Raw genomic sequence first — 20,203 nt, forward strand, 5'->3', positions numbered from 1 at the left:
TATTCTTTTAAACTTTTTTAGGTCGAATCATTAGAAAATTAAGGAAAATAAGTTATGGATAAATTACTTAGAAACAAAAAAGCCATCATAATTTTCATGGCGCCAGCATTAATTCTATTTACTTTTATATTATTTATTCCAATCTGCCAATCTGTATATTACTCATTTTGTGATTACAATGCTTTGACACCAGCAAAATGGGTTGGATTAAAAAATTATCAGGGATTACTTGGCGATAAAACATTGAAAATTGCCTTAAAGAATTCTGTGTTCTTTTTGGTTTATTCATGTATAACTCAGCTAATTATGGGTCTGTTCTTAGCAGCCCTTCTTACAAATATAGATAAAGGAAGAAACCTTTTCAAAAATATTATCTATTTACCATGCGTTCTTTCATCAGCTGCTTTAGGTCTGTTATGGATGTTCATCTTCAGCCCTAAGCTTGGTATCAACCAGCTTCTTCAAAAGCTTGGTATGGAAGGTCCACTTTGGCTTATGGATACAAAAGGTTTCATCATCCTTCCAATGTGGGTAATCGCATTCGTTGCTTTATGGCAGTACGTAGGACAATCAATGATGCTTTACATGGCTCAGATTTCCGGAATCAGCAAATCATTATATGAGGCAAGTTACATTGATGGTTGCAGCAAGGCTAAGAGCTTCCGTTATATCACTCTCCCGCTCGTCCGCCCTATGGTTGCAACCGCAATGTCACTTAACGCAATCGGTTCATTGAAATTCTTCGACATGATTTTCAACATGACAGAAGGTGGTCCAAACCACAAGACTGAAGTTCTTGCAACTCACCTTTATCAGCAGGGCTTTAAGTACTTCAAGTACGGATATGCCAGCGCAATCGGTGTGTTACTCCTTGTGCTTTGCTTGGCTGTAACACTGTTCATAAATAAGGTTGTAAAGACCGAGCCATATGAGATGTAGGAGGTTTTAGAAATGAAAAATTTATCAGTTTGGAAAGTTATTATATACATCTTTTTGGTAATCATGGCAGTGCTTTATTTGGCTCCACTTCTTTGGACATTTAATGTTGCCTTCAAGACAAATAAGGAGATTTTCACTGCTCCATTTGCATTACCACAAAATCCTACAATGGAAAACTTCACCTTTGCTTGGACTGCAGGTAAGCTTGGTATCGCAACACTTAATTCATTTATCGTCTGCGTTGTAACATTAATTCTTTCTATGGTAATTGGTTCAATGGCAGCATTCGGCATTGCCCGCTTACGCTGGAAGTTTTCACATTTAGCACTTGTTTATTTCCTTACTGGAATGATGATTCCTGTACACTGTGTTTTGATTCCGCTTTTCACTCGCTTCGCAAAGGTAGGTCTTTCAAACAGCCTTACAGGTCTTGTTCTTCCATATTTAACCTTCTCTCTTCCAATCACAATATTTATCATGGTTGGTTTCTTCGAGGGAATGCCTAATGAGCTTATTGAGAGTGCCTGCATCGACGGCGCTTCAATCTATCAAATTTTCTTCAAGGTTTGTCTTCCACTTGGTAAGACTGGTCTCTTCGTTACAGGACTTATGACCTTCGTAGGAAACTGGAATGAGCTCTTACTTGCAATGGTATTTATATCTGACGATATGAAGAAAACACTTCCTGTTTCTCTTTCAAAATTCGTCGGACCTTATAATACAAACTACTCACAGATGTTTGCAGCCATCATCATCGCAATCATACCAACAATCGTTGTATATTGCGCATTCTCTAATCAGATTGTAGATGGATTGACTGCGGGGGCTGTGAAAGGATAAGGAGAAAAAAGAGAGTATAATGAAGACACAAAACAAACCCCTAATTACTGACATTTTTACGGCTGATCCATCAGCCCATGTGTATGAGGACAAGATTTTTATCTATCCATCACATGACATTCCACACAATGGGGAAGACAACGACAACGGTGACGAATACCAAATGGAGGATTATCATGTTTTCTCTATGAGCGAAGACAGTGATAAAGTCATCGACCACGGAATGGTTTTACATCAGGACGATGTTCCTTGGGTAAGCAATCAGATGTGGGCTCCAGACTGCGTATTTAAAAACAATACCTATCACTTAGTTTTCCCAGCAAGGGATAAAGAAGGCAACTTCAGACTTGGTATTGCAGAGAGCAAGAATCCAGCAGGACCATTTAATCCAAGACCAGAATGTATTCCTGGTAGCTTTAGTATTGACCCATGCTCTTTCATCGATGATGACGGACAGGTTTATATTTACTTTGGCGGACTCTGGGGCGGTCAGTTAGAGAAATACCGCACTGGAAAGTTTGATCCTAATGGTAAAGAGCCTGCTAAGAATGAGCACGCTGTATGGCCTAATGTAGCGCCTATGAAGGACGATATGAGTGAATTTGCAAAGGCTCCTTCAGATGTAGTTATCCTTGATGAGAATGGAAATGAGCTTCTTGCTGGTGATGAGGACAGAAGATATTTTGAAGATCCATGGATGCATAAGCACAATGGAAAATACTACTTCTCTTATTCAACAGGAACAACACACTATATCGTATATGCGGTAGCGGACAATCCTTACGGTCCATTCACATATCAGGGCAGAATCTTAGAGCCAGTACTTGGATGGACAACACACCACTCTATCGTAGAATATCATGGTAAGACATATCTCTTCTATCATGATTGCGAGATTTCAAAGGGAATCAACCACAGAAGAAATGTGAAATACTGTGAGTTAAAGTATAACGAGGATGGCAGCATCCAGACAATTACTCCAGAGTATAAGTAAAATGAAAGAGCACAGCGATGGCTGTGCTCTTCTTTTTATAATCTTCTATTATATTAGAATCCGCTACACTTTCCTGAAAGTACTGCACCACTAATATTGTTCTTTCCGTTGATTGACTTGCAATCGATAATCTGTGCCTTGCCAAAAGTTACCTGGTAACCAAGTGCTGATGGCTTTCCAGATGCAGGCCAATTGTAGTTGTTCTTCTTATTAGAATCAGCTGTGCAATTCTTCATTGTAACAACACCGCTCTGATTGTTTCTGTCGAAACCTGATGCAAGATTGCCCTTCGCAGAGCATCCTGTAAGTGTATGCTTTAAAGGATCAAGGTGTGCCTTCTGACCTGGAGTCTTGTTGTCTACTCCACCCATCTTAAATCCATTTCCATCACCATAAATACCATTGCAATAGCCATTGTAGTTAGCTTGACAATTTACAAGTGTTACAGCGCCGTGAGCTGCATAGCAATCCCATCCGTCATCACTGTTGTAATCTGCGATACAGCCTTCATAGTAGTTGCCCTCACCTGAGTGAAGCTTATTGGCAAATCCATCAGCATTCTCACCCTTTGCATCTGCATTGTGATGTGAGTGACAGTTTATGAATCTGTTGTATGAACCACCGTTGCATACCTGGAAGCCAGCGTCCTGGTTGTAACAAGCTTCCACATTTGTAAATGTGTTGTTAGAACCTGTGATATATAAACCATTATCAGATGCATTCTTTACAGTGATATAAGAAACCTTGCTACCACTTCCCTCAAATGTAAGACCTCTTCCATTGCTACCTGAAGTAGATGAAAAATCGATTACAGCATTGTTTTTTCCTGTAATGTGAACACCTGAAGGAACCTTTACAGCGCCAGACTTAACAGTACCATTAATTACGATTGTAGTACCTGACTTAGCCTTGCTGAGGGCAGCTGAAAGAGTTGTGCCACCGTTCTTAACCTCAATGGAATTACCATTAACTACAGGCTCCTGCTCTTTTGAACCAGAATTATTTCCACCCTGATTTCCTGAACCATTGCCATTACCTTTATCTTTGTTCTTGTCTTTGTCCTTATTCTTATCTTTATCCTTGTTCTTTGAAGAATCATCGTTCTTCTTTGGGTCCTCATTAGAAGCCCCTACACTCTCAAACTTGAAAAGCTGGTTTGGTGCGCCATTTGATGACGAAATAATAATATTTCCGCCATCTAATACAGAACCACCACCAACAGTCAATGCCATCTTGTTTGAAGATGACTTTGTAGTAATAGTGTATTCCTTATTCTTTCTGTGCTTCACCTTGAATATCTGAGCATCAGCACCATTAGCATCATAAATTTGGATATTAGTTCCACTAGTCTTTGCACCATTGGCAACATCCATCATCTTTCCTCCGGCAACACCACTTCTTAAAGTGATGTAATTGTCGCCAAGATTTGTTACATACCATTTTTGTCCCTGGGTACCAACTCCCTGATATTGCTGAACATTAGCGCCGTTAGAACTTGCTCCTCCAGCAACCTCCACATACTTTTGGCTATTAACATTTTTGATATAATACCAACCATTTGGTATAAGTGTGCTTGCTGCAGAAACTGGAACAGAAGGCAACATGCTGACAACCATTGCACATGAAAGGGCAACAGCTATCTTCTTTTTTAACATTTTTCCAAACATATTATTCTCCTCATAAAAAAATAGCACTAGGAAATCTTCCTAGTGCTTAATGCGGATGACAGGACTTGAACCTGCACGTCGGGGACACTAGAACCTAAATCTAGCGCGTCTGCCAATTCCGCCACATCCGCATGAATCAAGGTCTTGATTGAAAAATCTACGACCTCGATGTCGGCTCATCGACTTAAATAATATATCATAATCCAGTCTTTGAATGCAAGGAAAAATCCTATTATTTTAATATCGCATTTGCGATATCGTGTCTCATATATTTGTTCTCAAAATCAATCCACTCTGTGGCTTCATAAGCCTTTGCTCTAGCCTCCACTAAATCCTTGCCAAGAGCTGTGATTCCAAGGACACGTCCACCATTTGTGACGATCTCTCCCTTGTCATTCTTAGCTGTTCCAGCATGGAAGCAATAGTAATCCTTATTGTTGAATTTCTCAAAGCCAGTGATTGGGAATCCCTTCTTATATGAAACTGGATAACCATCTGATGCAAGAACTACACATACGCAAGCTTCATCAGAGAACTGGAGGTCCACCTGATCAAGTGTGCCATCGATACAAGCATTAAATACATCGATGATATCGTTCTGAAGTCTTGGGAGAACTACCTGAGCCTCTGGGTCGCCAAAACGGGCATTGTACTCTAACACCTTAGGACCATCCTCTGTAAGCATAAGACCAAAGAAAATAACTCCTTTGAATGGTCTGCCCTCTGCCTTCATAGCATCAACTGTAGTCTGGAAGATATTCTTCTGACAGTACTCCTCTATCTCCTTTGTAAAGAATGGGGATGGTGAGAAGTTACCCATACCACCTGTGTTGAGACCTGTATCTCCATCACCAGCACGCTTATGATCCTGCGCAGATGACATAATCTTTACTGTATTTCCGTCTACAAATGAGAGCACAGAAACCTCACGGCCTGTCATAAATTCCTCGATAACCATAGTGTTACCTGCATCGCCAAACTTCTTGTCTGTCATGATTTCTGCAACACCTGCAACAGCCTGCTCGTGATTCTCGCAGATAAGTACACCCTTACCAAGTGCTAGACCGTCAGCCTTGAGAACGATTGGATACTTTGCTGTCTCAAGATATTTGAGGGCTGCCTCAGGGTCTGTGAAGTTCTCATATCCTGCTGTAGGAATATTGTACTTCTTCATTAGGTCCTTAGAGAATGCCTTTGAGCCTTCGATAATAGCTGCATTCTTTCTAGGACCGAAGCAACGAAGACCTGCTTCCTCAAACTTATCTACAACACCACCTACAAGTGGATCATCCATACCGATTACAGTAAGATCAATTTCCTTTTCCTTTGCAAAAGCTACAAGCTTATCAAACTCCATAGCCTTAATATCTACGCACTCGGCAAGCTCTGCAATACCTGCATTTCCTGGTGCACAGTAAATCTTATCTACCTGTGGGCTACGTGATACTGCAAGAGCAATAGCATGCTCTCTACCGCCACTACCTACGATTAAAACCTTCATACTTATTCTCCTTTTATTTGAACCTTCCCATCAACTACGCTCACACATCCTCTTGCGATTAGGTCGATAGCACGAGGCATAATAATCCACTCAGCCTGTTCCATGACACGACGCTGAAGAACCTCTGGTGTGTCTCCTTCAAGGACCTCTACAGCCTTTTGTAAGATGATAGGACCTGTATCTGTGCCTTCATCCACAAAGTGGCATGTAGCGCCCGTAACTTTTACACCACGCTCCAGTGCTCCCTCGTGAACCTTCAATCCATAATATCCTGTACCGCAGAAACTTGGGATAAGTGATGGATGAATGTTGATGATTTTATATTCGTATTTACGAATCATCTCTGGTGGGATTACAACTAAAAATCCAGCTAATACAACCAGGTCAACATTATAGGAATCCAGCTTCTCTACAAATGCTTTATTGAATTCCTCACGGGATGAAAAATCCTTTGGGCTGATGCATATTCCCTCGATTCCTGCCTTTGCTGCTCGCTCCAATGCATATGCATTTTTATTATTTGAGATTACGACAGCAATCTCAGTATTATGGATTGTTCCATTATCAATGGCGTCGATAATAGCCTGAAGATTGGTACCTCCGCCTGATACACAAACTGCTATTTTCATTAGACTAAATCTACTCCCTTTTCACCGTCTACAATCTTACCAACTACATAAGGTGTATCTCCTGCAGAGCGCATAGCTTCCATTGTCTTATCTACATCAGCTGGGTCTACAGCAACAATCATACCAAGTCCCATGTTGTAGGTATTGTACATCATCTGCTCAGATACGTTACCCTTCTTAGCCATAAGCTTGAAGATTGCAGGAACCTCGTATGAGTTCTTCTCTACAACTGCACGCTTACCCTCTGGAAGCATACGTGGAATATTCTCATAGAAGCCACCACCTGTAATATGTGAGCAAGCCTTTACACGAACGCCTGCATCCTTTACAGCCTTAAGAGCCTTAACGTAAATACGTGTTGGTGCAATGAGTGCCTCACCAAGAGTGCAGCCAAGCTCATCATAATATGTATCAAGACTTTCCTTTGTCATCTCGAAAATCTTACGAACAAGAGAGAAACCATTTGAGTGAACACCAGTAGATGCCATACCGATAAGCACATCACCATCCTTAAGATTCTCACCTGTGATGATGTCCTTCTTATCTACGATACCTACTGCAAAGCCTGCGAGATCATATTCTTCCTCAGGCATAAGACCTGGATGTTCTGCTGTCTCACCACCTACAAGGGCGCAGCCAGACTGCTTACATCCCTCAGCTACACCACTTACGATTGTAGCAATCTTCTCTGGGATGTTCTTTCCGCAAGCTATATAATCAAGGAAGAAAAGTGGCTCGCCACCTGCACATGCAACATCATTTACACACATTGCAACTGCATCAATACCGATTGTGTCATGCTTATCCATAAGGAACGCAAGCTTAACCTTTGTACCACAGCCATCTGTACCAGATAAAAGTACTGGCTCATCCATGTTCTTGATAGCGCTAAGATCAAATGCGCCTGAGAAGCCGCCAAGACCACCTAAAACCTCAGGTCTCATTGTACCCTTAACGAATTTCTTCATGAGCTCCACTGACTCATATCCTGCCTCAATATCTACTCCTGAACTCTTGTAATCCATGTTTCTCTCCTTTTATAACCTTATTTAATATAAATAAAAGGAAACTCCCTAAGGAGCTTCCTTTACCTATCTACAAAAATGCTTTGTAACCCTCATTCTGTAATTTTGAATCCTTCGCCTCCACGGACTCCTTCTGGTCTACGATGAAATCGTGGAGTTTGCCTGCGAGTGTAAAATCTGTCATAGCAAGCATCTTAACTGCAAGTATTCCTGCATTGGCTCCTCCGTTAATGGCAACTGTGGCTACAGGTACTCCTGTAGGCATCTGAACGATAGAGTAAAGAGAATCCACTCCACCAAGGTCGCTTGTCTTCATAGGGATACCGATAACTGGGCCCTCAAAAACAGCTGCACACATACCTGGAAGATGTGCTGCCTTTCCTGCGCCTGCAATGATGCACTTAACGCCTCTATCTTTTGCAGTCTTAGCGTACTCTACAAAGATGTCTGGCTCTCTATGAGCTGAGATGATTCTTACCTCATAATCAATGCCAAAATTTTCTAAAACTTCAATAGCCTTAGCCATTACAGGCATGTCGCTATCGCTTCCCATTACAATTGATACAGTTGCCATTTCATTATCCTCCATTACTCAAATACTTTATTTAACTCTTCAGTTCCTGGCACTACGAAACGACCCTCACGGATGATTTCAAGCTGGCGGCCATCAGCTTTAGTGACTGTGATATCACCAAGCTCATAGTAAGGAATTGTTATATCTGTGTGGCAATTGAAATATGCCTTTGAAATATCTGTTTTACGAAGGAGTGAGCATGAGTTATCTCTTGCAATGCATTCCTTGCCGTCTGGGTTATACATAGGTACGTCCTCTGAATGAGAATAGCAGGTATCACCTACTGCAAAGTGAGGACCTGTCTTCTCTGCAATGAGAATTGGAAGCTTATCTGCGATATCATACTTCTGTCCCATTACGAATGCTCTTGTGTTAGTTCCAATAGCGAACTCGCTGATTGGAAGTGTCTCATGCTTGAAAAGAACATTGTCGAAGATGTACTTCTTGTTCTCTTCTTCTGTATCAAAATTGCTGCAGTTATAAGAAACGATTTTGCCGTCTTCGAACTTCATTTCAAGGTTCTTGTAGCAAAGCTCATTTAAGTAAACCTGTGTAACGTGAAGCACACCATTTGTGCCCTCAAGCTCTGGTGATGTGAATACCTCACCAACAGGAATGTTTACGTCTGCAACGCAGTTTTCAAAGTTTGTCTGCTTCTCAGGATTATCAAGATGATGAAGCTTTACTGTGATATCTGTGTGGTTGTCCCCACGACCTGTAACGTGAACTGTCTCACCTTGATCAAGCACATCAATAATGTGCTGCTGGATGTTCTTGTAAAGCTCATAATCCATTGTATTAACAGCAACAGTCTCATTAAAAATTTCATTGAACTTGTCGCCGATTTCAGGGATTGGATAAGCGATAATTGTGAAGCTGCGCTCCTCTCCGTGAATGTACTGATTTGTAATCTGACCGCTCTGGCTCATGAAGTAAACATTGAGCTCGTTCTGCTTGTCTGTATACTCAGCATTTGCAGGGAAATTCTTTGGCTCAAATGGAGCATCTCCGAATGTCTCAATAACTGCTGGACCACCAAATACTGCAGCAAGCTCTTTATTCTTTTCATAAGTATTCTTTGTAACTTCAAGGATTCTGTCTGCAAGGCCCTTATCCCAAACATAAGCTACATCATCCTTGTGGTCGTACTCGCACTGCTTATTAGGAACAGTAGAGAAAAGATTGCGCCCATCTGTGCCACCAAAACGAACTGTAGCAGCAAGACCTGCCTCATTGAAAAGCTTAATAGCCTCACGAGTCATAAGCTCGAAACCTGCTGGAGCATGAACGCCAACTGTATCTTTTATAGAGATATCTTTTCCACATACCTCAAAGCCCTTAATGTAGCCTTCTACATATGTGCGAGCCATAGCAACCACATCCTCATGTGGCATACTGCGAAGGTGTGCAGCCATCTTTAGCTCGTTATCACTGATGTACATACCATATCTGTAAAGATATCTGTCATCTGAAAGATCTGATTTCATAATGATGTTTCTATAGAAATCGTACTCTGGATCAATCATCCCAACAAAAACTTCTGCAGTGAAGATTGTGCAATAGTCGTGTTTAAATGAAGCCATTGCAGAAATGATATCCTCTCTGCGAAACTTATCATCACTCTCCACCTGACAAACACCATAAACCTGCATAAAAAGCTCACAGTAAATAGTGAATATATCAAGACGTCCAGCAAAAGCTGCTCGAATCATATCTGTTAATCTGTAGTAAATTGCTGAAAGTGGACCACCAAGCTGCTCTCCAAGCTCTGCAACTGCATAAGTTGGGCAAAGGAAGCTGTTCTCATATGTTCCAGCTTTGTAGATAGCAAAGATTCTGTCGTGGTCTGCCTTGCATTCCTCAAGTGAACGATTCTCAAGCTCGCCAGCAACAGCCTTATCTAAAACTGGCTCAACAGCCATAATAAACTCTGCCACCTGATTGAAATAAGCCTGAAGCTTCTCTGATAAATCCTTATCCTCTTTGATAGTAGAAATGCGCTCTGTAACTAACTCATAGCGCTCTAACATATCATCATTTTCAATGTAAAATGTCTTGCTCATAATACTCCTTAATTAACCATTCCTAAAATAAATGTGCCTACCCATATGGCCATAGCTAAAGTGCTGACAGCCAAACAAATAAGTCTATATTTAAGCTCTGTCTTAGTTTTCATCTGGGCTACGTTATAAAGAAACGCAGCAAGCGCCAGGAAGCATCCCAGCATTCCTATGCCACCAACAAACTTAGGTGTCTCACCTGCCATATAGACAGAAACACCCATAATAGCCCCATATATTACTAATGAAAAAATTGAAACTCCTGCGGCATACATAGCCTCCATTGGGAGAGCCTTCAGCTGATTACCGTAGGAATTGCGTCTGTGTGGACGAACTCTTCCCATTACTGAACTCCGTATTCCTTATAATATGCATCGATGCGTGACTTCATCTCATCATCGATAACAACGCGTCCCTGGCACTCTCTGTTCCAAAGATGCTCAACAACCTCGTCCATAGAAACGATGGCTGCTGTCTTAAATCCATATGTTTCTGCAACCTCATCAAGGGCCGTCTTGCTTCTGTCTCCAGAAAGACCGAACTCCTGACGATTGAGAGAAACCATAAGACCAACGATGGTAACATCACCCTGAGCACGTACGATTGGAACTGTCTCCTCCATACTCTTTCCTGATGTAGTGACATCCTCAATCATAACAACTCTATCGCCATCCTGAATCTTGTATCCAAGGATGCCGCCCTTATCAGCGCCGTGATCTTTTTCTTCCTTACGATTGCTGCAATATCTAACTTCCTTGCCATACAGTCTGTAAAATGCCTCAGCTGTAATAACAGCAAGAGGAATACCCTTGTAGGCTGGTCCGAAGAGAACATCAAAATCCTCTCCATAAGCATCATGAATAGCCTTTGCATAATACTCACCAAGACGCATCAGCTGACTGCCTGTGACGTATGCTCCTGCATTCATAAAAAAAGGAGACTTTCGCCCTGACTTCAGTGTAAAATCACCAAACTTAAGGACGTCTGCCTCCACCATAAACTCTATAAATTCTGACTTGTAGCTTTCCATAAACGATTCTCCTTCGTTACAACCAGATTGATTTTCAAAACCTCTCCGATTGTACCATAGAAGGGCGTTTATTTCAATTAAAAGAATGCTAAAGAAAAGGACTTCACACAAAGTGAAATCCTTTTTCTTTTTAATTATTAATTTCCGTTATAATTTAACCAATCGTTGTATGATTGTACCGGCTGACCTCCCTCTGGGACATCAATTGTTAATGTAACCATTGTAGCACTTTCATTTTCCTCATTCATTGCACCGATGCTAACAACAGCGTCACCATCCTCATTCATCTCAACTTTACCACCTACAGTATAAACAGTATCATCTGTACCATTTGAATCATATGCATATGACGCAAAAACTTTTCCGTTATGATAAACATCAAATGTTTCTGTACCTTCGGTGCATTCTCTACCTATATCCTCTCTATAAAATCTTTCTGTATAAGATGAATCCTCAGTAGAATAACTAGCAACAGCATCATAAGTGAATACATTTGCCTTATCAGGATCTCCAACATGTGTATAGTATTTAGAGACATTATCTTTAGTCCTATCATAATCAGATTCACTTATCCTAATGCTTGCAAATTCAACTGCTGTCTCATCATTATAGTTTTCAGTCTTAGAAATAATCTCACCTGGATTATCATCAGGTGATATAGGTGCACGATGTCCGGTGTATAAAGCATATCCTGTAACAGCATCTTCACTGCTACTTGCGTATATATATAATACAACATGTTTTTCATCTTCACTTAGACATAACTTTCCTGCTTCTTCTAAGTTGCTATCCTTATAGGTAGTAAGTGTAAAAGTCTCTTCTCCGTTAGAAACAGTTATTGGTTCACCCTGTGCTGCTCGCTCAGTTGCAACGGCTACTGTTCCGTAGTCCTTTGTACCGAGTAACTTTGCAACCTTAACTACATCCTTTGTAATCTTAATCTCTGGGTTGTAGAAAGGATTAATAATATAACCTGCAGCTGTAACTGTTTCAACTGTAGTCAAATCTCTTCCCTGAGCTTTTCCCTCTGTAGCATAATGAACAAAATACTGAACAATATTATTACCAAATGCCTCTTTTAAATCTTTATATGCTGCTGCATAAGCTACAGCATCAAAATCAGCATTAACCATTCTTCCTTCAAACAATCCAAGAGTGATAAAATGCTCAAACAATCTCTCTGTATCATTTCCATAAAATTCAGCTAAATCAGGATTATCCTTTGCATAAAAATCTGCATCGAACATAGTCTTAATAATAGCAATTTCTTCGCTAGTAAGTTTACCATAGTTAACCTGGCTAGGATCCTGAGCCTGTGTTAAACCAGCAGCCTTAACATTTACTGCAGGAGCTGCAACTGTTCCAACAACTGCTAAAGCCATCATAACTGCTAAAAACTTCTTAACTCTCATCGATATCTTCCTCCTCTGAAAAAAGGTTTTTCAAAACTGAGTTGATAGTACTCTCCTAATTTTGTTACGTTAATCCATTTCACAATAAAAACACATCTGTTTTATAACGTTTTAATTAGCCAACTTGTGATTTCAATCTTCTTCTGTTGAGTCTTTTATCGCAAGCCAACAAAAAAATAATGCTTAATGGTACTGCCGCGATAAATTCTACTTCATATTGCCTATAATATTATCGCAAGCAAATGAAAACATAGGCTTTGCAAGAACCCTTGCGATAAAAATCATCAAAATTTTTCAAAAATCTCATTAAAAACAGCCCCAAATATCGATTTTTTATCGCAGCGACTCCACAAAGACCGCATAGTTTCGTTTATCCGCGATAAAAGACTTCACCATATCTAGTTTTTTCTATCACAAGAAGTCTCTAAAGCTTGAAGTTGCATTGTCTTGCGATAATCCATTAATTCACTACATCTAAACATGCACAGTGCCAACCACAAAACAAAAAAGGACCTGCACCACAAGTACACGTCCCAAACAAAATATTTATAAATTTTATTTCTTACTAAACAGCCATGCAGCCACGCCTGCGCCGAAATACATTTAAGATACTTTCAAGATGGTGGTGATATAAAAGGAGCAATTAGAACCTGTTCTTTTAAGAAAAAATAGGCTTGTCTTACAGGCTTCAAGCGCAGTGCGTGCATACATTTCGCACATAGACTACCGGCATATCTGAAGCAACTGCCTCCATCTAATAAGTTTATTCCATATTCTTTGAGTAACTCTACAAACACACCATTACCATTCTTTTATTTCCTTACAAAACTCCTCTATTTTTCTATCATTGTCATCGCTAGGCTTATCCTTTGGATCAATAAGAATAAGTGTAGCAGCAAGCGAATCTATCCCGATGCTCTCCTTCAATTTTCCAAAAGCTTTCTCTGCACCAGCTCCACTTTGACATGCGAATGCTGCAATTCTCTTTTCTTTAATACTAGGGTTCTCTTTGACAAATGTTCTAAGTGGTGGTGTAATATTGCTGGCCCAAACTGGAAAACCAAATACTATCTGCTCATAAGAATCTAAATCTACTGAATATGGTTCTAATTCAGGAGTTTCTGCCATAACAGCACTCTTTCCACCCCAAAAGAATTTTGCAAATCCTTTTTCTGGATACTTTTTAACAGGAACTAATCTTAATGTATCAGCACCTATCTTATCCGCAATTTTCTTTGCTACAAAATCAGTATTTCCTTCATGTGAATAATAAACAATAAGTGTTTTCATAAAAAAATAACCCTCCCGTATATACGAACTAAACTAAGCTTAGTATATCACAGAAGGGTAACTTATTGGACAAAGTTATATGATTAAGTTATATGATTGAATTGATTACGTATTATTCAGTGCCTATAAAATATTAATCATTGAATCTAAGGAATTTCTTTTCTTATTGCCTAAAAGACTTTTAAAATCATCCGAGCGATATCCTAAATCCAAAAAACAGATAGGATAGATATTTTCCTGCAAATTAAAGACTTTTTGTGTTTGCTCAACATCATTGACTCCAGCCCAACAAGTATCTAATCCAATATCAGTAGCAGCAAGCATCATATGTGTTGCAACAATTGTTCCATCCATTAAATAGCTGTTTCCACCCTGAAAATTACTAGCAGCATCCTTGTCAGCACATACCAATATAACCATAGGTGCTCCATAACGGCAAGGATGAACACTATCCATTTTTTGAAGTGCTTCTTCACTTTTTAATATATATATGCGTTGTGGCTGTTTATTGAAAGCAGTTGGAGCCATACGTCCCGCTTCTAAAATATATTTAACCTGTTCTTCATTTGGTTTCTGATTACTGTACTTACGAACAGACTCTCGTGATTCTATAACTGTCTTAAATTCCATCTATAAATCTCCTTTTTTGCTTTGTTAATACAACTCCTATAACAGATATAGAAATTCCCCAAAGAACCCAAAGGTCCAACATAACATAGCAAATTTCATAAATGGTTTCCTCCTTCATTTGAATCATAATTCATTATACGGGCTAATTTTTTAAAATGTCAGTAAAACTTTTTCATAACACAAAAAGACCAGCCGAAGCCAGTCTAATTGTTTTATCTATTTTATTGGACAATATTTAATTATTCGTAAAACCTAAATAATGCACTATAATCATATAATATTCATTAGATATCAATCAATGCTATAGCAACATCATTTACGTTCGTTCCTGTTGCACCAGTTATTATTAGGCCATCAACTGCTTTTAATGCATTGTATGCATCATTATCTTTTAAAACATCATGTATGTTGATTCCTTTAGCTTGTAATTCTTGATAAGTCTCATTATCAACATAGCCTCCAGCGGCATCTGTTGGACCATCTGTTCCATCACTGCCAACTGATGCTACTGCAATGCCTCTATTTCCAGCTATTCCTATAGCAGCACTGAGTGCAAGTTCCTGATTTCTTCCACCTTTACCGGTACCAGTAAGATGAACTACTGTCTCTCCACCAGCAATAATGGCCAGCTTTTCATTGTCCTTTGCTTTTGTCTTTGCGATGCTAGCAAGAAAACTTCCTGCTTCTCTCGCCTCGCAGCAAAGCTCATCAGTCAGAATAATAGGCTTGTAACCTAACTTTCCACTGTTGCTAGCAGCAGCTCTACAAAGTTCTCGTACAGATCCAGTTATGTGAGTTTCTACATTATTTAATTCTTTAGGAGTTTCTTTATCTAATAGCTCTTCAGCTTCCTTAGAAAGCTTAATATTGTATTTACGAACTATTTCTTTTGCTTCATCACATGTAGAAAAATCAGGATATGCTGGACCACTTGCTATCATATCAAGTGGATCTCCAACTATATCACTAAGCACAATGCTAAATACTTTGGCTGGAGCACAAGCTAGTGCAAATCTGCCGCCCTTTACTTTACTAAGACGCTTTCGAATAGTGTTAATCTCTACTATATCTGCACCACTAGCAAGTAACTGCTTTGTAATGTCTTGTAGTTCTTCACCAGAAATTAATGGCAATTCAAACAGGGCACTTCCACCACCAGAAAGTAAAAAGATAACTGTGTCATCTTCTGATAAGCCTTCCACTAATTCAATAGCTTTTTTTGTCGCATCAAAGCTATTTTGATCAGGTACTGGATGTCCTGCTTCAAAGCATTGTATCCCCTCAATATTGCTTTTAACATGATCATATTTTGTTATTACAATGCCGCCATCTAATCTTTTAAGAACTTTTTTTGCTGCTACGGCCATTTGCCAAGCCGCCTTTCCAGCGGCTACCAGAATCACTTTACCTTTTCCATAAGAGAAATTGTTAAGTGCTCTAGTAACCGCCTCATCAGGCAGAACTTCTTTTATTGTGTTTTCAACAATATAATCAATATCGTTCCTTAATTTCTGATTCATAAAACTTCCTCGATCACATTATTAATGTATAAATAGGCTAAGAATATTACTAATCATGCCCCTTCTCCCTTTCCTTCATCCTATTAATTATTGTAAATCTTCACCCATATAAAAGCCACTACCTTGAAACATACACGTGCAACCAACTACAATTTAACCTATAATAAATAAGGCGTTGAATTTGATTTAGATTTTGCAAGAAAGCGCATGAAAGTGTCAATCTTGTCAATCTTTCAAATATAATTCATATGGAGTTTTGAAATGGTTAAAGAGAATTTTCAAATACAAACAACGAACTGCATAGCATTTATGGATGAAGCCCCAGAGGTTATACTTGTTCAGCCAGTAGACTCCCATGATTACGAGATGCTAGACTCTGAAACAAAATATATCACAGAGCATACAGATAAACCTTTTATTCTTGTTGCCTTTAGCGTCAACGACTGGAATAAAGACTTATCTCCTTGGCCTGCACCACCCGTGTTTGGAAAAGAAGGTTTTGGTAACGGGGCTAAGGAAACACTGGCCTTTGTGATAAATGAGCTCATTCCTGCAGTAAAGACAAAATATGATATTTCACAAGATATCCCTATCATTCTGGGTGGCTATTCTCTTGCAGGCTTATTTGCTCTTTGGAGTGCCTACCAGACAAATGCTTTTACTGCAATAGCTGCGGCCTCTCCTTCAGTATGGTTCCCTAGTTTTCTTGAGTATGCTAAGAGCGAAGATATTTGCGTCAAACATATCTATCTAAGTTTAGGTGATAAGGAAGAAGGAGCTAAAAACCCTATTATGTCTACTGTAGGTAAATGTATTAGAGAGCTCAGTGAGCATTATCAATCAAAAGGATTAGATTCTATTTTAGAATGGAACGAAGGCAATCACTTTAAAGAGGCTGATATTCGTACAGCAAAAGGCTTCACCTGGGTATCAAATGAGGTAAATCAAAAAAAAAACTAATTCTATTTGGAGATTCAAATACATACGGATATGATCCAAGAGGCTTCTTGGGTGGTAGATATCCTACAGAAATGCGTTGGACTACACATGTTAGGGAAGCCCTAAAAGATAACTATGATGTCATCGAGGAAGGAATGAATGGACGAATGTTGCCAGAGTTAGACTACGGCTATTTCACAACAACCATTCAAAGTCTAACCAAAGATGATGTTTTTGTAATGATGCTTGGTACCAATGATATTCTACTTACAAATCATCCAGATGTAGAAGCCACACTACAGAGATTGGATGACATTCTTGATTATGTTAATCAAAACTGCCTTGCTAATTTTATCCTTATAGCACCACCATATATCAGTGCGTCAGATTCTGAAATGGAACTATATCATGACTGTAGCAAAAAAATGAATGAAGGCTATATGAAACTAGCAAAGGAACATAACATAAATGCTATCGATGCCGGAAAATGGAATATAGAGATGGGTTACGACGGCGTTCATTTTTCAATTGATGGACATAAAAAGTTTGCCGAATCTCTATTGGAAGTTTTATCTACAACAATTTAAATAATAGATTCAACAAATCTTTCTGGCTGAAATGGAGCCAAACTTGCATGACCTGCATTATCAAACTTCTTAAATACGGTATTTGGAAATACCTTTTTGATATAATCTATATCCCACTTTCTTTGCTTCTCTTCACCATCACCATACCAGTACTCTATTTTCGGACAATCTGTAGTTACTATCTTTGGCATAGAATAATTATCTGTAGAATCAAAAGTTCGCCATATAGTTTTATAGCTAATCATATTTAAAACCTTTGCTTCGTACTGTATATCTTCCTCAGAAAGATTATCAGTTGCAAATGCTTTTTCCCAAAGCTTCACTCCACCTATTTTTCCTATAGATATCATCAAAAAGTCTCTGAGAAGAATAAATCTAGTCACTATCCATGGCAACTGATATGGTGTTATTCCTCCATCAATCACAGCTCGATTGAAATGAATCACACCATTTGTCAAAAGTCTGATTACAAAAGCTCCACCCATAGAGCAACCATAAATACAATCAACCTGAGTTATTCCATTTAGTTTAAGCCAATCCTCTATCTCTGCTGCTATTTCTTCTACACTTGTAAAATCACTTTTTACATCCGGATCATAACCTGGAATAGCAGGAATAATCAGATGATACTTTTTTTCAAGCGCTGGTATAACGTACTCAAAGAAATCCCACATCACAACTGCAGGATGAAGCAACACCATTATCTTGTCATTATCTTTACCAAATTCATGTATTGTCATAGCTCTCCTACTTAAATAATAAACATATCTATGCACATTATACTATTTATCTATCTCTTAACTAATAATATCACATTGTGTTAGTCTATACTAACGTTAGTTGCAGTCGACAAATTGGAAAGCTTTGATCAAAAACGAAGACTTCTTGTTTAGTCAACAAGAGGTCTTCTTTTTAATTATCCTACAAGTTTTAGGATAATGTTTAACACTTTTATCATAATCTGCTGATAAAAATACTTTAAATAATAATGTAAGGAGGTTTTAGTACATGAGTAGTAAGAAATCCGCATTCGAAGTATATCTTTCAGCGGTATTTAAATGGGGTATTATCGCGTTGACAGGAGCATGTATGTTTGCAACATGTATGTTCATTACTGAGAAAATGTTAGGCTTTTACAAAGATATGCAATGGATTGCTGTAATCTGCTTCGCCCTTATGGATGTTTGTTTTTTAATTTGTGGAATGCTTATACTAAAAACATCATTTAATGAAGAGGGCTATCTAATAGATGGAAAATTACAGCTAGGCAAAATTTTTTGTTCCGGAGTACTTATTATTCAATGGACTTATATTGTTTATATGTGCCCAACTAGAAATTTCTGGGGATTCTTAGCATTCTTTCTAACACTAATCGGATTTTTCCTTGATATAAAACAGTTATTGGCAACCGGAGGAATTTGTATTATTTCCCTTATTAGTGGATGGATAGTTCGAGGCTCACAACTTCTTCCTGCAAAAGACGAATTATATGTGACTGATATAATAATGTGTATTGTTGGATTAACTATATCTTTGGCCGGCATAACATTGTTTGTTTTCTTTGTTTCTTATTTCCTCGTAAATGCTAAAAAAGATGAACTTGAAGAAAACAACAAGAAGGTTGTTGGTGTAATGAATGCTGTAAGGTCTATTTCTGAAAAGATGGTTTCAGCAGGTACTGCACTACTTGATATCGCCTCAAATGAAAGTGCTTCAGCTGAAGAATTATCAGCCACAAGTGATGATTTAGTAGAGAATAGTAATATGCTTGGTACCAAAGCTGATGACAGTATGGCAAATCTTTCAGAACTAAGTGATGTAGAAAGTATTGTAATCGAAAATGTTGAGAAGGTAGAAAATACCTCAGATAATTTACTTGTTAAATCAAACGAAAATGAAAAAGCTCTTAATGATTTACAAGGAATTAACTCTGATGTTTCAGATTCAATGGCCACCACAACAGATATTGCAGAACGTCTGTCAAATGCAGTTGAAGAAATCGGAACTACATTGGAACTTATTCAGGGAATATCTTCTTCAATCAGTTTACTTGCTTTGAATGCGTCAATCGAGGCAGCACGTGCAGGTGAAGCTGGAAAGGGTTTTGCAGTTGTGGCAACAGAAGTTGGTAAACTTGCAGAAAGTACATCAAATTCATTAAATGATGTTGGCGAAGTAATTGATAGAGTTCAAATGAATGTAAGGGAAATTACAAGCCAGGTTGAGAAAAACGCCTCAAAGCTTGAAGAACAAAATGAACAATTCAAGAAGGTCTTTGGCGATGTAGCAGACATGAGTGTAATGCTTAATGATTCTGTTGCTGCAGTTTCAGAAATGAACAAAGCCATCAAGCGTCAATCTGATATCATAAAACAAACTGTAGATATCAATCAGGATATTGCCGAAAGTATTAGAGATGAAAATCAACAATTCGTTTCTATAAGAGCTATGGCTGAAAGCAATGCTAAAAATACAGAAGAAGTTGCTAATCAAGCCAAAACTATTAACGATATGGTGGATGAAATTTCTAAATTATTAAATAGCTAAATCTTGTGAGCTTTATCCT

At 38.7% G+C, this 20,203-nt stretch carries 19 protein-coding genes and 1 tRNA gene; 6 read left to right on the forward strand and 14 right to left on the reverse strand.

From position 1 onward, the window contains the following. Nucleotides 1-54: 54 nt before the first annotated feature. The 3 genes from BUA88_RS05565 to BUA88_RS05575 are packed head-to-tail and all read left to right on the forward strand — an operon-like array spanning nucleotide 55 to nucleotide 2,773. Complete coding sequence (locus BUA88_RS05565) at nucleotides 55-939, forward strand: carbohydrate ABC transporter permease (RefSeq protein ID WP_028248066.1); 885 nt, start codon at nucleotides 55-57, stop codon at nucleotides 937-939. Between the two features lie 12 nt (nucleotides 940-951). After that, on the forward strand, nucleotides 952-1,779 hold the full coding sequence (locus tag BUA88_RS05570; RefSeq protein ID WP_072913888.1) for a carbohydrate ABC transporter permease: 828 nt from the start codon (nucleotides 952-954) through the stop codon (nucleotides 1,777-1,779). 19 nt (nucleotides 1,780-1,798) lie between these two features. Further along, nucleotides 1,799-2,773, forward strand: a complete 975-nt coding sequence (locus BUA88_RS05575) for a glycoside hydrolase family 43 protein (protein WP_072913893.1) — start codon at nucleotides 1,799-1,801, stop codon at nucleotides 2,771-2,773. Nucleotides 2,774-2,826: 53 nt separating this feature from the next. Here the strand turns inward: BUA88_RS05575 and BUA88_RS05580 are convergent, their stop codons facing one another. From BUA88_RS05580 to BUA88_RS05640, 13 genes are all read right to left on the reverse strand, one after another. Then, nucleotides 2,827-4,440: an RICIN domain-containing protein gene (locus tag BUA88_RS05580; RefSeq protein ID WP_072913896.1), complete on the reverse strand. Its 1,614-nt coding sequence runs from the start codon at nucleotides 4,438-4,440 to the stop codon at nucleotides 2,827-2,829. A 50-nt stretch (nucleotides 4,441-4,490) separates the two neighbouring features. Then, nucleotides 4,491-4,571 (reverse strand) — tRNA-Leu (locus BUA88_RS05585). Nucleotides 4,572-4,672: 101 nt separating this feature from the next. Continuing rightward, nucleotides 4,673-5,941 (reverse strand): phosphoribosylamine--glycine ligase, encoded by a 1,269-nt coding sequence (purD, locus tag BUA88_RS05590; protein ID WP_072913900.1) that lies wholly within the window; start codon nucleotides 5,939-5,941, stop codon nucleotides 4,673-4,675. A gap of 2 nt (nucleotides 5,942-5,943) precedes the next feature. Beyond that, the gene (purN, locus tag BUA88_RS05595) at nucleotides 5,944-6,570 is read right to left on the reverse strand and encodes a phosphoribosylglycinamide formyltransferase (protein ID WP_072913904.1); all 627 of its coding nucleotides are present in this window, start codon (nucleotides 6,568-6,570) and stop codon (nucleotides 5,944-5,946) included. Continuing rightward, the gene (purM, locus tag BUA88_RS05600) at nucleotides 6,570-7,595 is read right to left on the reverse strand and encodes a phosphoribosylformylglycinamidine cyclo-ligase (RefSeq protein ID WP_072913907.1); all 1,026 of its coding nucleotides are present in this window, start codon (nucleotides 7,593-7,595) and stop codon (nucleotides 6,570-6,572) included. Before purM ends, purN begins: the two co-directional genes overlap by 1 nt. Nucleotides 7,596-7,665: 70 nt before the next feature. After that, the gene (gene purE / locus BUA88_RS05605) at nucleotides 7,666-8,169 is read right to left on the reverse strand and encodes a 5-(carboxyamino)imidazole ribonucleotide mutase (protein ID WP_072913911.1); all 504 of its coding nucleotides are present in this window, start codon (nucleotides 8,167-8,169) and stop codon (nucleotides 7,666-7,668) included. Between the two features lie 14 nt (nucleotides 8,170-8,183). Then, a complete protein-coding gene (locus tag BUA88_RS05610) occupies nucleotides 8,184-10,232 on the reverse strand; it encodes an aminopeptidase (protein WP_072913915.1) in 2,049 nt (682 codons plus the stop codon). A gap of 8 nt (nucleotides 10,233-10,240) precedes the next feature. Beyond that, nucleotides 10,241-10,573 (reverse strand): hypothetical protein, encoded by a 333-nt coding sequence (locus BUA88_RS05615; protein ID WP_072913920.1) that lies wholly within the window; start codon nucleotides 10,571-10,573, stop codon nucleotides 10,241-10,243. Next, nucleotides 10,573-11,259 (reverse strand): orotate phosphoribosyltransferase, encoded by a 687-nt coding sequence (gene pyrE, locus BUA88_RS05620; RefSeq protein WP_072913924.1) that lies wholly within the window; start codon nucleotides 11,257-11,259, stop codon nucleotides 10,573-10,575. Before pyrE ends, BUA88_RS05615 begins: the two co-directional genes overlap by 1 nt. A 137-nt stretch (nucleotides 11,260-11,396) precedes the next feature. Continuing rightward, nucleotides 11,397-12,671 (reverse strand): hypothetical protein, encoded by a 1,275-nt coding sequence (locus BUA88_RS05625; RefSeq protein ID WP_072913928.1) that lies wholly within the window; start codon nucleotides 12,669-12,671, stop codon nucleotides 11,397-11,399. A gap of 801 nt (nucleotides 12,672-13,472) precedes the next feature. Then, nucleotides 13,473-13,961, reverse strand: coding sequence for a flavodoxin family protein (locus tag BUA88_RS05630; RefSeq protein ID WP_072913932.1), 489 nt, complete (start codon nucleotides 13,959-13,961; stop codon nucleotides 13,473-13,475). Nucleotides 13,962-14,084: 123 nt separating this feature from the next. Then, nucleotides 14,085-14,591 (reverse strand): nitroreductase family protein, encoded by a 507-nt coding sequence (locus BUA88_RS05635; RefSeq protein WP_022763301.1) that lies wholly within the window; start codon nucleotides 14,589-14,591, stop codon nucleotides 14,085-14,087. 284 nt (nucleotides 14,592-14,875) lie between these two features. Beyond that, on the reverse strand, nucleotides 14,876-16,111 hold the full coding sequence (locus BUA88_RS05640) for a glycerate kinase type-2 family protein (RefSeq protein ID WP_072913936.1): 1,236 nt from the start codon (nucleotides 16,109-16,111) through the stop codon (nucleotides 14,876-14,878). A 261-nt stretch (nucleotides 16,112-16,372) separates the two neighbouring features. Between BUA88_RS05640 and BUA88_RS05645 the strand changes: the two genes are divergently transcribed. Next, on the forward strand, nucleotides 16,373-17,071 hold the full coding sequence (locus BUA88_RS05645; RefSeq protein WP_072913940.1) for an alpha/beta hydrolase: 699 nt from the start codon (nucleotides 16,373-16,375) through the stop codon (nucleotides 17,069-17,071). Next, a complete protein-coding gene (locus BUA88_RS05650) occupies nucleotides 17,071-17,637 on the forward strand; it encodes a GDSL-type esterase/lipase family protein (RefSeq protein WP_072913944.1) in 567 nt (188 codons plus the stop codon). The genes BUA88_RS05645 and BUA88_RS05650 overlap by 1 nt, the downstream gene beginning before the upstream one ends. On the opposite strand, the gene BUA88_RS05655 is transcribed toward BUA88_RS05650, so the two are convergent. Continuing rightward, complete coding sequence (locus BUA88_RS05655; protein WP_072913948.1) at nucleotides 17,634-18,377, reverse strand: alpha/beta fold hydrolase; 744 nt, start codon at nucleotides 18,375-18,377, stop codon at nucleotides 17,634-17,636. The genes BUA88_RS05650 and BUA88_RS05655 overlap by 4 nt on opposite strands. Before the next feature lie 268 nt (nucleotides 18,378-18,645). Here BUA88_RS05655 and BUA88_RS05660 point away from each other — a divergent pair, with 268 nt between their 5' ends. After that, on the forward strand, nucleotides 18,646-20,184 hold the full coding sequence (locus BUA88_RS05660) for a methyl-accepting chemotaxis protein (protein ID WP_072913953.1): 1,539 nt from the start codon (nucleotides 18,646-18,648) through the stop codon (nucleotides 20,182-20,184). The last annotated feature ends 19 nt before the right edge of the window (nucleotides 20,185-20,203 follow it).

It is taken from the genome of Pseudobutyrivibrio xylanivorans DSM 14809, from assembly GCF_900141825.1.
GTDB lineage: Bacteria > Bacillota > Clostridia > Lachnospirales > Lachnospiraceae > Pseudobutyrivibrio > Pseudobutyrivibrio xylanivorans.